The sequence below is a fragment of the Peribacillus sp. FW305-BF15 genome (assembly GCF_058783805.1).
In genome coordinates this window covers 82,676-98,509 of sequence record NZ_JBYSYV010000007.1, presented here as the reverse complement: position 1 = coordinate 98,509, position 15,834 = coordinate 82,676, and the positions used below count along the sequence as shown (strand labels likewise).

Here is a 15,834-nt window from a genome sequence, read left to right as displayed (position 1 = left end):
TACAGCACACATTCAATCCCCAAAGAGACCACCATAATGGGAAATCACCCTCTTTTTATAGCATAATCAGCGCATTTCCCCCATCAGTTGTGATACCTTATATAAAAAGGAGAGGTGCGCAATGAATATTAAACCGCTTGCTTTCCGGATGCGGCCTCGATCGATTGATGAGATCATCGGGCAGGAGCATCTGGTCGGTGAAGGAAAAATTATCGCAAGGATGGTCAAAGCCAAGCAGCTTTCTTCCATGATCCTGTATGGTCCCCCGGGAATTGGCAAGACATCGATCGCAAGTGCGATTGCCGGAAGCACGAAATTTGCGTTCCGGACGCTGAACGCAGTGACCAATAATAAAAAGGATATGGAAATCGTGGCAGCCGAAGCTAAAATGTCCGGTAAAGTGATTCTGCTGCTTGATGAGGTTCATCGGCTCGATAAGGCGAAGCAGGATTTCCTATTGCCTTATCTTGAAAACGGGATGATCACCCTGATCGGTGCAACGACCAGCAATCCCTATCATGCCATCAATCCGGCCATCAGAAGCCGGTGCCAGATTTTCGAGCTCAAATCTTTGGTAACCGATGATATAACCAAAGCGCTGGAACGGGCACTTCATGATGAAGAGCGGGGACTTGGTGCATATGAAACCGAGGTCAGCTATGATGCCCTTACCCATTTCGCGACTGCTTCGAATGGAGATGTCCGCAGTGCCCTTAACGCACTTGAGCTCGCCGTCATTTCCACAGAACCCGATGAGTCCGGAACCATTCATATAGATCTGCAAATTGCCGAGGAATGCATGCAGAAAAAAAGCTTCTCGCATGACAAGGATGGAGATGCCCATTATGATGTCCTGTCAGCTTTCCAAAAATCAATTCGCGGCAGTGATGTGAATGCCGCCCTTCATTATTTGGGTCGCTTAGTCGAAGCCGGCGATCTTGTCAGCATCGCCCGCCGTTTGGTAGTCATCGCTTACGAAGACATAGCTCTTGCCAATCCCCAGGCTGGCCCCAGGGCCCTCGCTGCAGTCGAAGCCGCTGAACGACTCGGTTTTCCTGAAGCCCGGATCCCACTTGCCAACTCAGTGATCGAGTTATGCCTATCACCTAAATCGAACACGGCCATTGTCGCAATCGATGCAGCTCTATCAGACATTCGCAGCGGCCATAGCGGCGATGTACCAGATCATCTTAAGGATGCCCATTACAAAGGGGCCACAGAACTCGGCCGCGGCATCGACTACCTTTATCCGCATGACTACGAGAATGGCTGGGTGAAACAGCAATACTTACCGGACAAACTTCGCAGCAAAAAATATTACAAACCGAAAAAAAGCGGGAAATTTGAACAAGCACTTGCCTCGGTCTATGAAAATATCGAGAAAAAGAAATAACTCCGGATCACTTCAAATCCGGAGTTTTTTTATTGAAAACTTTCAACATGCCTATGTTGACAAAACTGCCTCCCCATTGTTCATTCATCATCTCAATGATGAAATCTTTCATCGCACTGATCATCCCACTAATCTAACGGACGCAAACTAAATCACGGACCAGTTTTTTGGTTTGTAAACAGAAAAGTGTACAGCCACATTCCATTTAAACTTATTTCAATTAATATCCCAACTGCACGTATTTTCCAAAGAGTTCCAGTTCAATATATTGACCATTATCCCGCAAAAAACCACCAGTAAACCATTGTGTTTTACTCATCCATAGGCAATATGTACAATTGTCAGCCAAATGCCCCGTCTAGGTCCTTTCTTAAGAGATCGCTTAAGCTAAATTCCCTTTGAATTGCCTTGCTTGGCCAATTTTGCTCGTATCTAGTAAATGGATTACAATCCTAGCGTCAATTATGAGTCTAGCGGCATGTCCTTTTACAAAGGCTGTTTTAACATACTTTGTTGCTATTTACCAGGTGGTGAGTTGTGGTTGATTTCCCCTCCAGATGCTCGCTTTCCGCGGGGCGGGCGGTGAGCCTCCTCGGCGTAAACGCCTGTGGGGTCTCACCTGTCCCGCTGCTCCCGCAGGAGTCTCGCACTTCCGCTCCAATCAACCTTAAATAGTTTCGTTTTAAAAACAACAATCTTTACGAAAAGAGCCTTTACAAAAGAAGGCACAACAACTCTTTGGTTGCTGTACCTGTATGGTCAATCTTCGTCTTTATAGATACCCTTCGATGCTTTAATCATATTTTCCAGCCACATTTTCTTAAATACATTCACACGACGAGGAGTGCCATTTTCCTCACCCTCAGCTGAATTTTCAGTTTCTTCTTCTGCAGCCTCGGAAAGGATTTCATTTGAACTGCTTTCATCTGATGAACTTTCCGTTGAACTGCTTTCATCTGATGAGCTTTCCGTTGAACTGCTTTCATCTGATGAGCTTTCCGTTGAGCTGCTTTCATCTGATGAACTTTCCGGTGAATCACTTTCGTACGATGAGCTTTCCGTTGAATCACTTTCGTACGAGGAACTTTCCGGTGAATCACTTTCGTACGATGCACTTTCCGTTGTATATTCCATTTATTCTTTAACCTCCAAAATTTATTTATCCTCTAGGGATATCCGTACTGCATATATATGTTCCTACTTTCTAATAGGGACTTTGCTTATCACCCATTTTTAAGTAAATCTCCGTTCTAATTTAACTAGTTGTTAAATCTGATTAGCTTTCAGTTGAACTACTTTCATCATCTGATTGGCTTTCCGTTAAATCACCCTCGTCTGATGAGCACACTCTCGTACGATGAGCTTTCCGTTGAATCACTCTCGTATGATGAGCTTTCCGCTGAATCACATTCGTATGATGAACTTTCCGTTGAATCACTTTCGTATGATGAACTTTCCGTTGAATCACATTCGTATGATGAACTTTCCGTTGAATCACTTTCGTATGATGAACTTTCCGTTGAATCACTTTCGTATGATGAGCTTTCCGCCGAATCACTTTCGTATGATGAACTTTCAGTTGAAAATTCCATTTGTGCTTAGCCTCCAAGACTTATTTATTCTTTAAGGATATCGTATTGCATATATATGCGCCTTCTTTCTTGGAGGGACTTTGCTTATCACCCATTTTGAAGGAACACTCTCCATCCATTTTGACTGGTCCAATTCATTAGATTCATAGTTTTTCTCATTCCAAACAAAAAAAGTAACCACGGACTCTTTTCCGAAGCTACTTTATTATTCCTTCATATTAGCTATGATGTCCCTTTAGCCAACCGATCACTGATTTCCCACTAGATTCTCGAAGACCCTCGACACTTTCCTTAGAGATGATCTCGCCATCCTTAATCAGAATGACTTCATCCTTATAAACTGAAGTGACCCAAACAGTCGTTGAATCCTTTCGAGTTGAAACACTCCCCATAAACACACATAAACATGGTAATGACAAAACTTACCGCCGTCACAATATTTTACTTCCAAGCAACATCGCTGCAGACTGGGGATTGTACATCCACAATTGCATCTCCCTTCATAATTCAAACATTTAAAAATCACCTAAAAAGACTTGCAACCTCTAAATATCCGGATGTAAACAAAAAACAAACACTAGGCCAAATTACACAACCATCAACGAAAAAAATGTAGTTTTCCCAATCAGTCATTATATTAATCTTTTAATGAATCTAACTTCCTACCCCCTCAGATTTGTTCTAGTTACTAGTAATCAGCACACCAAAATATGTAAAAGGTATTATAAAATAGTAAAATATACTATTCATTTATTATGAAATTAAATATAATAGATGAAGTGGTTACAAAATGAGGAAGGAAGTAAAATATGAGACATGAAAAAAAGAAGAAAAAGAAACGGACGTGGCTGAAGGTAGTCGGGATAATTGTCCTACTTTTTATACTAGCTGGGGGAGCCTTTGCCTACTCCGTATGGAATTCACTGACTAAAACCGTTGACACGATGCATACACCAATAGACCGTACCACGGATAAACGAACGAAAGACCTTGCACTGTCAGATCAAGAGCCATTCTCGATGCTCATGCTTGGTGTCGATGAACGTGATGGCGACAAAGGCCGTTCAGATACAATGATTGTCTTAACAGTCAATCCACAAAAGAAATCGGTCAAAATGCTAAGCATTCCGCGTGATACACGGACCGAGATCGTCGGTCATGGGACACAGGATAAAATCAACCATGCATTTGCCTTCGGCGGCGCAAAAATGTCCATGGACACCGTTGAGAACTTCCTGGATATTCCAATCGACTATTATATGAAGATCAATATGGAAGGCTTTAAGGATATCGTTGACGCAGTCGGCGGCGTGACCGTTCAAAACGATTTGGACTTTACATCCGATGGCATTCATTTTGCAAAAGGTACGCATACCCTTAACGGTAAAGAAGCTCTTGCCTATTCAAGAATGAGACATGATGATCCAAGTGGTGATTTTGGCCGTCAATCCAGACAACGTTCCATCATCGAAGCAGTCATCAAGGAAGGCGCAAGCCTTTCCTCCCTGACGAAATACGATGAAGTCTTCGCTGCACTCGGTAATAATATCCAGACTAATTTGACGTTTGATGACATGATGGACATCCAAAAGAACTACAGGGATGCAAGCAAAAGCATTACCCAGTCGTCCATAAATGGCAATGGAACGAAAATCGACGGAATCTACTATTATATTGTGTCGGATGAAGAAAAAGAAAAGGTTCAATCCGAATTAAAAGAACAATTATCCATTAAATAAGAAAAAATGAAAGAGCTGTCCGGACCCGCATCCTGACAGCTTTTTCATTTTTTCCGTCCAATATTCTGACAAAAAACGAACACCAAATGTAGAGATTTGTTGGAATTTTTGTTGTTTATTAGGCATGAAAAGACGGTATAATCTAATATGAGCTGACAATTCCATCTTCCCCTTGCCCCTTTCATCACTTGACACAATTATTCTTTGGACCCGGAATTCCATCAACCACCATTCATCAACTATAATAAATGATCCTAAAAAAAGGAGTGGATTTAAATGAAAATCAAAGCAGGCAGCTGGGCTATGCTAAGCAAACAGGACAAAATGTTTATTCTGAAAGCCATCAGTGACCGTTCAAGAATGAAATATGTTTCATGAGAATTAAATCTATTCGGCATTATATGAGAGCAGCGCCTCTCCCTTTTCAATAAAACGAACTTGAGCCTGAAAAAGGAGAGGAATCTATTTAAACCGATAATCCCATAATATACGCCATTCGCCCTTTTCTTTGACGACATAGCAATTTTGTTTCAAAGTAAACATTCCAAAGCGAGAATTGAAGACCTGTGTAACTGGAATTTCATAGGCCGTTTTATGCAGCCTTCCACTCTTATCCAACTTCCAGTTCTTCACTTTCTTAGAATGGCCTACATCATACTGAAAGGACTCCACATCCATATGCTGTAAAAATACATGTGACCGATTTTGCACATAATCTGCCCGATTCGGAAACCGCTGCTTCATTTCAGAACTTAACAAATCCCAGGATTTCCCGAACTCCGCTTCACTTTCATACTCATAGAAATCTTCAACCACGCTTTTTGATCCGCTGGGAAAAAGAGAAATGATACAGGCTCCTACAGCTAAAACCACGAGAATAGCCGTCAATACTCCTATTGGAATCTTACTGATTCTCCTCACCCTCATCACCCTCACAGGTTATCATTCATATATATATATATGGGAAAACGATAAAAAAGAAGCATGTTATTAAACATGCTTCTTAAGTATATGTATCAAAAATGATTTCTTAGATTCATTGACGCCTCCTCCATCGATACAAGAAAAGAAAATGACAATCGCCCATTAAATGAGAAAAAAAGAGCGAAGTATCCAAGAATCATATACTATCAGGTTGTTCAATGATCCCGCTTAATTTCTCCTTAATCTCCTCCACAAGTTCATTTACAGTAACAACTTGTCCAGACTCACCCTTGGCAAAAGTGTCTTTTAAAATATCATAAAAATCCATGCGAAATTTCCACTCCAATATATAATTGAGCCACCATTTCATACTGTTGTCCTAATATTTTTTTCAAAAATAAGGAATATAGCTCATGTATTTGATATTCACATATAAAGCGGGAATTAGCAAGCAGAAACTAGTTTAAAAACCAAAAATTTACCCAATTTTAACATTTCTGAAATTTTCCTTAGGAATGAATACTAGTAAGTTATAGGTAGATAGTTTGTGTATAAAAACAAAAAAGGACCGATTCCTCAGCCCCTTCGATAACACAAATTATGCTTGTCCCATTAAATAAGTCATTAATGATATCAAAACTAAAATAATTGTAATATAAGTCCCAATAAAAATTTTCTTGCTTCTCTGTTTCTTTTCATAAACTTCCTCGAACGTAATGAATTTGTTTTTTGTCATCAAATAGTCTCCTTATATCTTGATGGCAGCTATCTGACATCGCCTTTTGCGAAGTCCCTTTGCTTGATCTCTATAATGTAATATCGGCATATAACCAAAAATATTTAGGTATTATTAACTACTTTTTTAATAGGCGATATTTCTTAAATGTGTAGAAGGTTAAGACTAACGCATTATGTACAATAACTAAATTCTATGATTATCATGTTAAATCCTGCCTAGGCATCAGTTTAATTAAGCACTTACTTTATGACATTCATTATTATTTTTATCCAACCTAAAAATGCCAACCATAACGGTACACTAAATACAGTTCCCCACATTAATCCCTTCAAAAAGGCAATAGGTACATCCATAATAAAAATCCCCCTCAATAAGGTTGCATTTTTTTATTATTATCGCCATGTTCTTTATTCTGGATACCTTTTACGTTAATGAAAATAAAAAAAGAAGACTGTATAACAGCCTTCCCTAACGTAATTTTTATCCTGATTTGCTTTTTCCAGTTTATTTTCCCTTGATGAACTCCCGCACATCTTCAATAGATAATCCTAGATTTTTAGCCTCTAACATTAAATAAACCCATTCTTCCCGTTCATTGTTAGCTTCCATGATAAACCCCACCCAGCTTGTGGTAACACAGCCGTCTTAGCATGTAGCCTTAGACCTGTAATTTTGCGTCCCTACTTTTCAATAGGTTTGCCTTTCTCAAGAATATTTCACATTATGATCTTCCTATTTTGGTTCATGGAGTTAATTTTTCATTCTTTCTTTTTAAGAAATCGTAATAACCCATGAATTTTTTCACTAAGTATTAAATACTATATTCATGTTAATTATACTTAAAATCCTGACCATTAATTAAAATACTTTTCGTTAATTTCCGCCATCATTCTACAATATTCTTCAAATAACAACTAGATAAATAGGAATTTTTATCAATCACAACAAGCTGAATAGGGATTAATATTAAACAAAGCATTACGTTAACTTTCTTCGCCGTTTATTAAAAACTTTCATAAAAATACTTCCTTCTTCTGTTTTAAAAAACTTAACTCCAACTAATTTTAAAGGTGTCCATATTTCTCTCATTTGGTATAAAGGCATTAAAGATCATCCTTTCTTCTATAAATTATTAATTGAGCTTTTTCTTTTAAAAGTGACAGGTATATATTAAATAGCAACATCTATTATTTTACATTTTTTGTTACTTTATTTTTATTCTTCGATAGAATTAACATAACAAACAAAATGTTCTTTATAACGAATAGTTAAATTGAAATTACCATCTTTACATTATTATGTCAATTGGTTTCTTAGTTTATTCTATTTGCATATTTAGTAGTTTATTTCCCTCTTACAGGAATAATAAACATCACCTGTATGTCTAATCCACAACTTGCTAACCAATCCCCAAACTTCCATATCTTACATTAAATTTATGGTAGTGGGAACAGGATTTATCCATTGGCCAAAGTCTTGAAATTATTAAGGCATTTGTGTTCCGACTTTCAACTATGCTCCTTTTTATTAATTGACAAAAGTTTTTATTCGCCCATTAAACATTTCATAATTGAGCCTAAAAATTAGGATATGATGGTTAATTTTGTATTTTTCTGTCTTTTCTTGTCTGTTTTAAAGAACTAACTATACTTTATTAAGAACAAGTGCTATATTATAAAAAAAACGGTTCTTATGGAGGAGGATATGACTAGATATGAGGAATTCGACTCATTAAGGGGTTTAGCCGCTCTCATTGTGTTAATTGGGCATTATTTGATGGTATACCCTTCATATGCTAATTATCAGTATGGTTCAAACAGCTCCTACATAATTTATTTATTCAAGGAAACTCCTTTACGCCTTTTTTTCAGCAGTGGAAATGAGTCTGTCATTCTATTCTTTGTATTGAGTGGTTTTGTTTTGTATTTATCAGTTAATAGTGCTAAATTCCACTATTCTACATACTTAATAAAACGAGTGTTTCGAATTTATTTACCATATTTAGTAGCAATAAGCATGGCTATATTGGCTAAAATGTTTTTAAGCCAAATTGATTTGCCCTTTATCACAGACTGGTTTAATAAATCTTGGACAGGCCCAGATACTCCTTTCTTATTAATAGAACATCTTTTGTTTATAGGGCAGTACAATACAGACGCCTATAACAATGTTATATGGTCTCTTGTACACGAAATGAGAATTTCAATTATATTTCCTTTACTGATTTTTTTATTTATACGAAAAAAGCTTAAAGACTCTTTATTATGGCTTTTTGTTTTAATGTTTTCGTCGACTATTTTATTGTTTTTGTTTGGTTCTGGTGGCGATATAACCAGCATTCTTCTAAGTTTCCACTACTGTACTCTTTTTTTAATGGGAGCAATAATAGCGAAATATCGACATGGGCTTTTTTCCTATACCTTGAAAATGAAAAAACCTGTAAAAATCGCATTGTTGTTGGGTGCAATTATCTGTTTTATGTACGAAGGCATCATTGGTGAAGTGGATTTTTTAAACAATTATATTTTCAGGGATTATGTAGTCTCGTGCGGTGTTTGCATTTTTATTTTCATGAGCGTGTCATCCCAGAAAGTTTCAAAGATTTTGAGGTCTAGAATGCTAACTCTTCTTGGGAAAATTTCCTATAGCTTGTATTTGTACCATCTTATATCCTTATTCTCATTGATGTACCTTTTCTATAACAAGCTGCCTACCGTTTTAATATTGATCTTTTCATTTTTCTTATCTTTTTTACTCTCTTCAGCGTCCTATCTACTCGTGGAAAAACCATGCATGAGGCTCGGAACGTATTTCACAAGAAACAAACAAGAAAAAGTAATATCCAGAGATTCGATAGCTTTAAAACGTAAAATAGGATAATTCCAACTATTATATAAATATTCTTTGCAAGTTGTGAACGTATTCTTACTATCTCTAAAAAAGTGGTGAAATCGATGAATGAAAAAGTAAAAATTAAAGATTTTATACGAATCTTAAAAAAGCGAATATTTATCATTATTCTATCTACCCTTTGTATTACTGGTTTCATTATTTTTTCGTCCATGTACCTTATGAAACCAACCTATCAGTATTCCACTCAAGTTCTGGCAGGATCATTAAGCATGGATGAAAAGGAAGCCTCGATAAACAAGGTTCAAGAGAACAGACAGCTTGCCCTTTCGTATATGGACATCATTAAAAGTCCGCAAATCATGATAGGAGTTAAAGAGGAATTGAAACTTAAGGCTTCAAGCTATGACTTACTTAAGCAAGTTTCCATTACAAATAGAGATAATTCCCAAATCATCACGATAACCGTCAAGGATTCGAATCCTGAATCCGCTAAGGACATTGCCCAGACTGTCGCGAGGCATTCGATATCTAATTTTAAAGACATTACAAACGTTAAACAGATTAGTATTCTCAATGATAATAAAATGGAACAAGCAGAACTTCTTTTCCCAAAACCGAAATTCATCATAGCTATTTCAATCGTAATAGGCTTTTTCGCTGGAATAGGTTTAGCACTTCTTAGAGAACACTTTGATGATTCTACCTACTCCGATAGGGAGCTTGAGCTCCTTGGAATTCCATTATTAGGGAGGCTTGATTTAAACACCAAAAGGATAAACAAAAAACGTAAAACAACTTATAAAACCTTACCTTCCACAAAACGAGGTGAATATAGTGAGTATTAAATTCACAAGGAAACAATCCTTTTACCTAAATGAAATCAATAAAGAGCAATTTTATTCTATTTGTACCAATATCGAGTCGCATCTTCAAAAAGGCGATTCTATATTGATGATTACCTCTCTTTCACAATCACAGAATATTTCAAATGCTACCGCGTACTTAGCACTTGCCTTTTCTGAGCAACGTAAACGGGTGCTTGTAGTGGATGCTAATCTGCGCCAGCCTTCGCTGCATCAAGTGTTTAATATTGATAATTCATTCGGTTTGACCAACTTGCTTTTAAATGAGACGCCCATTAACGAACATGCTATACATATTAAGGGTCATCTATTCTGTATCCCTACAAGCGAAGCCATTTATGAACCAGCAACATTATTAACATTAGAGACCCTTCCGACTCTGATTGAAGAGTGGAAGAAGGATTTTGACATCATTTTATTCCATACATCAGACAGTTTAAATAAACCTGATGCAAATATCGTTGCTAAATATTGTGATGGCATAATATTAGCGATACAAGAAGGCAGAGATAAGTTAGAGAAAATTGCCGGTGTGAAAATGCAATTTGAACGGGCAAATCTTGAAATTTCAGGATCAATGATCATTTCTTAATTCAGGGAGGATAACCAGTGGATTCGAAAGTCAGAGTCGATAGGCAGGAAGAAATCCTGATAAAACCACTATCGACATCATCTAGTTTTAATATAAAGCGCGTTATGGATATAATCATCTCGTTTTTTATGCTGATACTTACAGCACCTATTTTACTTTTATTCTGCATTCTAATCCCTATTGATTCAACTGGCTCCCCTTTTTTTTATCAGCAAAGACTAGGCCTTGATGGGAAGCCTTTCAATATGATCAAGCTGCGTTCCATGGGCATCGATGCCGAAAAAAATGGTCCGAAGTGGGCAAGTGCAAATGATTCCAGGGTTACTAGAATAGGAGCCTTTATACGAAAAACACGGATTGATGAAATCCCTCAGCTTATTAATGTTTTAAAAGGAGATATGTCACTCATCGGGCCAAGACCTGAAAGAGAATTTTTCTATAAAGAATTTGAAAAGTTTTTGCCTGGCTTTAAAAACCGTTTATATGTAAAACCTGGAATTACTGGATGGGCACAAGTAAATGGGGGGTATGATTTATCACCAAAAGAAAAGCTGCATTACGACCTATATTATATTCAACACCGCTCATTTGCTATGGAAATCAAGATTTTGTTCCGAACATTGACCATAGTCTTTACTGGTAATGGAGCTAGATAACCTAAAAAAAGGGGTAGTGAAAAATGAAAAAAGTACTAGTAACTGGGGGCTTTGGATTTATTGGTTCTCATATAGTTGATACATTAATCCGTAATAATTATGAAGTGGCTATATATGATAACCTCTCCACCGGATCTATCGGAAATGTCCAGGCCAAAGTCACTCCCTTCTTTGGAAATGTTGAAGATGAGGTCCTGCTTGAAAATGCGATGGAGACATTTAGGCCTGACTATGTCATTCATCAAGCTGCACAAGTAAGTGTACAACAATCCATTTCGGATATTACGAATGATGCACGAATCAATATCATGGGAACGATAAACATCGCTAAACTCTCTCACAAGTATGCCGTTAAAAAGATCGTGTTTGCCTCTTCAGCAGCTGTATATGGAGATGCTGATGTCATGCCAATCACATTATCACATCTTACCTCTCCATTATCACCTTATGGTGCATCAAAAAAAACGGCAGAGGATTATCTGAAGCTTGCTAAAGAATTATACGATTTAAATTATGTGAATCTTCGATACAGCAATGTCTATGGACCAAGACAGACAGCTAGCGGCGAAGGCGGTGTTATATCGATTTTCACTAATCTTGTCATAAAAAATGAGCGGCCCGTCATTTATGGAGACGGTACTCAAACAAGGGATTTCATCTATGTAAAGGATGTAGCCGATGCCAATCTGAAAGCGTTGGAATATGAAGAAAGCGGCACCTTCAATGTCTCATCAACCACCAGTACAAGCATCAATCAATTATTCTCGATTATTCAATCCTTTGGCAGTAATGATTTATCTCCTATTTATCAGCTAGCGAAAAATGGGGATATCAAAGAAAGCATACTCTGTAATAAAACGACACTCCAAAAATTGGCTTGGCATCCCGCCTATTCACTTGAACAGGGTCTTACGAGCACATATGAATATTATTTAAACCAAAATCAGCCTTCTTTAACCAGCAAGACAATTCATTCACCTGCACCTCTACTCAAGCCAACGACTTTATCGTCATAAAATCGGGAGCGAATAAAGTGAATACTAAGAAGAACTCTATTTTAAAAAATATTGTCCATTTATTTTACAGTACCATTCTATCCAATGTTCTTAATGCGGCGACTCTCATTTTATTAGCTAATTATTTTAACTCAAAGAACTATGGAATTTTCAGTGTGGCATTGGCTCTCGCCATGGTCATGAACTTTTTTACAGATCTCGGTACAAGTAATACTTTTTTAAGGGAAGGATCAAAAAAGGAAAACCTAGGAAGAACATTTTCTTCCTATATTAAGATTCGGATTGTTTGCTCCCTTTTGACCTTTTTTGTTTTTTTTGCCGGCATTCATATTCTTTATCAAGAACAAAAAATTCTTTATATGATCTATAGCTTAATGATTCCAATGGTCATTGGCCTGGCGATGCAAAGTATAGGGATAACCTATTTTCAATTAACTGAAAGGATGCAATTCATCGCGTCGATAAAAATCTTCTCTTCTTTTGCGTTGATACTTTCAACCACGGTGAGTATGGGCTTAAAAGTGGATGTTCATCTAGCAGCCTTTTTATATGGTTTCTCGTATTTAGCCGGTGGATTTTACAGCCTTTATTTACTGCTGAAAAAAGCGGAAATAAAATGGAAATCTCCTTTTGAAAAACAATTATTAATGAATCTCAGTCCGTTTTTAATCAGTGGGTTATTTATTATGCTAACCCCACAATTGGGTCCATTGGTGCTGGAAAAAACACTGCCTTTAGCGCTTGTCGGCCTCTTTGCAGTAGCCTATCGGATTCCTTCTGCTTTATACCAAATACCAGGGGTCATCGCAGGTGCTTTTTTTCCGCTTTTATTTAAGCGATACAACCAAGGGGAGCTTGCAGAACACACAAGATTGAATATCCTGCAAATGAAAATCATGGCCTATATCGGCATGTGCATGACTATAACCTTATTCTACTTGGCCACTTATCTCGTCACCATCTTATTTGGACCCGAGTGGGGATCTGCGGTTCAGCCTTTAAAAATATTGGCTTTTATAATCGTTCTGCAAGGCTTTAACATTGCCATTGCTGACGGTCTCACAACAAGGGGATTACAGAACCGGCGTACAATTGTCCAGTTTATAACCATCACCGTTGGTTTGGTTTCCTTCTATTTCATGAGCGTTAACTATGCAGTGGCTGGCTCAGCTTTTGCCGTCCTTACCATGGAAATTGTCTCATTCATTGGATATGTCGCTGCCAACCCAGAAAAAAGAACGGCAATTTTCAAGGTCGTCCTGCCGTATGGTATCTTCTTTTCCATTAGTTTCATCCTAATTCACAACTTATTATCCAAGTATCCTTTTATAGCCATGATTTCTACCATCATTTTTGTCACTGCTCTAATTTTGCTGCTCGATAAGAACATCAAACAATTAATCGTTGGCTTCATTAAAAAGAAAACTGCTACCGAACATTTACAAGATGGGAGACAAAAAGAGAATGGAAAGATTGCTAATTAATAAAAACACCTCTATCTGGTCAGTCTTTCTCTTGTTATTTTTTATTACGCTCAGTAAATATAATATCTCCATTGGTTTTTCTTTAAAAATTTACATGATTTTTCTTGCCATTTTCTTTTGCATTCATTTTCGGGATTTTTATTTCCATACCCTTTATCATTATGAAATCCTTTTGCTCTTATTTTATTTCACCTATTGTCTGAGCGGCGCTTTTTCTCAGTATCCTGAATCGAGCATACGGGTCATTCTAGGAGTGATACTCGTACTTGGCTGTTATTTCATCATGAGATATGTATTGGAGCTAACTTCGTTAAGTGCGATTGAGAAATCGATTGCAAATGTCGGAATCATCTTTAACGTCATTAGCCTATTATTATACTTCATTGGAATACAGGTGACAGGAAGATTTCCAACTGGTGTTGAGATTACATCATATGGATTATTATTGGACCGGGATTATCCAAGATTAATCGGTTTGCTGGATGACCCCAACATCTTCATTTTTTTTAACACAATCTTTTTTTCCTATTATTTAACCAATTTAAAGGGATTCAAGCATTCAATCGGGTTCCTCCTATGTATGATTACCTCCCTCCTTACATTTTCTAGAGGCGGTGTTTTAGCGCTTGTATTGGTGGTCTTTTTGTACATGCTGTTAGCTAATTTCTCAAAAAAAATCAAAATGTTAGCTGTTTCCTTATTATTTTTAGGGGTAATATATGTTGCTGGATCTCTTATCAATATAGATCTCAATGAAATCGTCACGAGCCGCATTTCTGACTTTTCAACAGATGGGGGAAGCGGAAGGTTTGAATTATGGGGGCAGGCGATCAACTACTTTGTGTCAAATCCCCTTTTTGGCATTGGCGCTTTTAATTTTTCCGATTATTACGCTTTTGAGCATAATGAAAAACTATATGTTCACAATACGTATCTCGAGGTTTTAGTAGAGTCTGGAATCATTGGTTTTCTTTTTTACCTTTCCTTTTTATTGATGCTTATACTCACCTTATTCAAGACTAAATTACATAAAGAAAAACCGTTCATTGTTCTTACTCTTTTTGCTTTCTTAATACAGATGATGTCCCTTTCACTCATGATTAATGAAGCATTTTTTTCCTTTTTAGCACTAACTTTAAAATATATTTCGGTATATGAGAAAAAAGAGGTGGAATGTAATGACCTACAGCAAAAAGGATGATAGACCTTTAGTTTCCGTGATAACTCCTTCTTATAACTGCTCGTCTTTTATCCCTGAAACGATAAAAACTGTCCAGGATCAAACCTATTTTAACTGGGAGATGATCATTGTAGATGATCAATCAAAGGATGGTTCTGTTTCTATCATTAAAACCTTTGCAGAGCACGATTCACGGATCAGACTTATTCCCTTATCCAAGAATGTCGGAGCTGCCCGCGCAAGAAATATAGCCATTAAAGAAGCCAACGGAAAATATATCGCGTTTCTTGATAGTGATGATTTATGGCTCCCAACTAAATTGGAAGAACAAGTCGCATTTATGCAAAAGGGAAATCTCGCTTTCTCTTTCACCTCCTATTCTTTAATAGATGAAGAAGGTAAGTCTCTTGAAGTTGAAGTAAAGGCACCTAAAGAAGTGGATTATAAGCATCTGATTGGAAATACAACAATTGGCTGTTTAACCGTGATGCTGGATAGGCTGCAATTCAAGCATATCGAAATGCCCGATATTCAGCCTGAGGATACTGCATTATGGCTGTTACTGTTACGACAAGGATATAAAGCACATGGCTTACCGAAAGTTTTATCCAAATATCGGATTGTAAGTAACTCTACTTCAAGAAATAAATTTAAGGCTGCTTACCGATATTGGAAGCTGTTACGAAGCCAGGAAAAATTAAGCTTTGTAAAAGCTAACTTCTATTTTAGCAAATACGCCTATAACGCATACAACAAAAACAGAGGTTCACAGCCTGCCTCTTTACTAAATGGAGGGAAATAAG

General features: G+C 37.2%; 15 protein-coding genes and 1 riboswitch. Of the genes, 11 read left to right on the top strand and 4 right to left on the bottom strand.

Going from position 1 to position 15,834, the window contains the following annotated elements:
- The first annotated feature begins 121 nt into the window (after positions 1-121).
- The gene (locus AC3WLU_RS09190; protein WP_095678531.1) at positions 122-1,393 is read left to right on the top strand and encodes a replication-associated recombination protein A; all 1,272 of its coding nucleotides are present in this window, start codon (positions 122-124) and stop codon (positions 1,391-1,393) included.
- A 759-nt stretch (positions 1,394-2,152) separates the two neighbouring features.
- On the opposite strand, the gene AC3WLU_RS09185 is transcribed toward AC3WLU_RS09190, so the two are convergent.
- On the bottom strand, positions 2,153-2,527 hold the full coding sequence (locus tag AC3WLU_RS09185; RefSeq protein ID WP_492597176.1) for a hypothetical protein: 375 nt from the start codon (positions 2,525-2,527) through the stop codon (positions 2,153-2,155).
- A 153-nt stretch (positions 2,528-2,680) separates the two neighbouring features.
- Between AC3WLU_RS09185 and AC3WLU_RS09180 the strand changes: the two genes are divergently transcribed.
- Positions 2,681-2,995 carry a hypothetical protein gene (locus AC3WLU_RS09180; protein ID WP_492597175.1) on the top strand — a complete coding sequence of 105 codons (315 nt, stop codon included), beginning with the start codon at positions 2,681-2,683 and terminating at the stop codon, positions 2,993-2,995.
- 799 nt (positions 2,996-3,794) lie between these two features.
- A complete protein-coding gene (gene tagU, locus AC3WLU_RS09175) occupies positions 3,795-4,724 on the top strand; it encodes a polyisoprenyl-teichoic acid--peptidoglycan teichoic acid transferase TagU (protein WP_440439801.1) in 930 nt (309 codons plus the stop codon).
- A gap of 462 nt (positions 4,725-5,186) precedes the next feature.
- Here the strand turns inward: tagU and AC3WLU_RS09170 are convergent, their stop codons facing one another.
- From AC3WLU_RS09170 to AC3WLU_RS09160, 3 genes are all read right to left on the bottom strand, one after another.
- On the bottom strand, positions 5,187-5,645 hold the full coding sequence (locus tag AC3WLU_RS09170) for a hypothetical protein (protein WP_492597174.1): 459 nt from the start codon (positions 5,643-5,645) through the stop codon (positions 5,187-5,189).
- Positions 5,646-5,844: 199 nt separating this feature from the next.
- A complete protein-coding gene (locus AC3WLU_RS09165) occupies positions 5,845-5,994 on the bottom strand; it encodes a YwzD family small protein (RefSeq protein ID WP_413009825.1) in 150 nt (49 codons plus the stop codon).
- 897 nt (positions 5,995-6,891) lie between these two features.
- Positions 6,892-6,996 carry an anti-repressor SinI family protein gene (locus tag AC3WLU_RS09160; RefSeq protein ID WP_252267184.1) on the bottom strand — a complete coding sequence of 35 codons (105 nt, stop codon included), beginning with the start codon at positions 6,994-6,996 and terminating at the stop codon, positions 6,892-6,894.
- Positions 6,997-7,014: 18 nt separating this feature from the next.
- A riboswitch (cyclic di-GMP riboswitch) is annotated at positions 7,015-7,098 on the bottom strand.
- A gap of 993 nt (positions 7,099-8,091) precedes the next feature.
- Here AC3WLU_RS09160 and AC3WLU_RS09155 point away from each other — a divergent pair.
- From AC3WLU_RS09155 to AC3WLU_RS09120, 8 genes are all read left to right on the top strand, one after another.
- Complete coding sequence (locus AC3WLU_RS09155; RefSeq protein ID WP_492597173.1) at positions 8,092-9,267, top strand: acyltransferase family protein; 1,176 nt, start codon at positions 8,092-8,094, stop codon at positions 9,265-9,267.
- 74 nt (positions 9,268-9,341) lie between these two features.
- A complete protein-coding gene (locus tag AC3WLU_RS09150) occupies positions 9,342-10,085 on the top strand; it encodes a YveK family protein (RefSeq protein ID WP_492597172.1) in 744 nt (247 codons plus the stop codon).
- A complete protein-coding gene (locus AC3WLU_RS09145) occupies positions 10,075-10,695 on the top strand; it encodes a CpsD/CapB family tyrosine-protein kinase (protein ID WP_412995469.1) in 621 nt (206 codons plus the stop codon). Before AC3WLU_RS09150 ends, AC3WLU_RS09145 begins: the two co-directional genes overlap by 11 nt.
- 104 nt (positions 10,696-10,799) lie before the next feature.
- Complete coding sequence (locus AC3WLU_RS09140) at positions 10,800-11,351, top strand: sugar transferase (RefSeq protein WP_492597211.1); 552 nt, start codon at positions 10,800-10,802, stop codon at positions 11,349-11,351.
- A gap of 23 nt (positions 11,352-11,374) precedes the next feature.
- On the top strand, positions 11,375-12,367 hold the full coding sequence (locus AC3WLU_RS09135; RefSeq protein ID WP_492597171.1) for an NAD-dependent epimerase/dehydratase family protein: 993 nt from the start codon (positions 11,375-11,377) through the stop codon (positions 12,365-12,367).
- Positions 12,368-12,384: 17 nt separating this feature from the next.
- On the top strand, positions 12,385-13,851 hold the full coding sequence (locus tag AC3WLU_RS09130) for an oligosaccharide flippase family protein (RefSeq protein ID WP_492597170.1): 1,467 nt from the start codon (positions 12,385-12,387) through the stop codon (positions 13,849-13,851).
- Positions 13,832-15,052 carry an O-antigen ligase family protein gene (locus AC3WLU_RS09125; RefSeq protein ID WP_492597169.1) on the top strand — a complete coding sequence of 407 codons (1,221 nt, stop codon included), beginning with the start codon at positions 13,832-13,834 and terminating at the stop codon, positions 15,050-15,052. Before AC3WLU_RS09130 ends, AC3WLU_RS09125 begins: the two co-directional genes overlap by 20 nt.
- Positions 15,030-15,833 (top strand): glycosyltransferase family 2 protein, encoded by an 804-nt coding sequence (locus AC3WLU_RS09120; protein WP_492597168.1) that lies wholly within the window; start codon positions 15,030-15,032, stop codon positions 15,831-15,833. The genes AC3WLU_RS09125 and AC3WLU_RS09120 overlap by 23 nt, the downstream gene beginning before the upstream one ends.
- Position 15,834 lies beyond the last annotated feature (1 nt).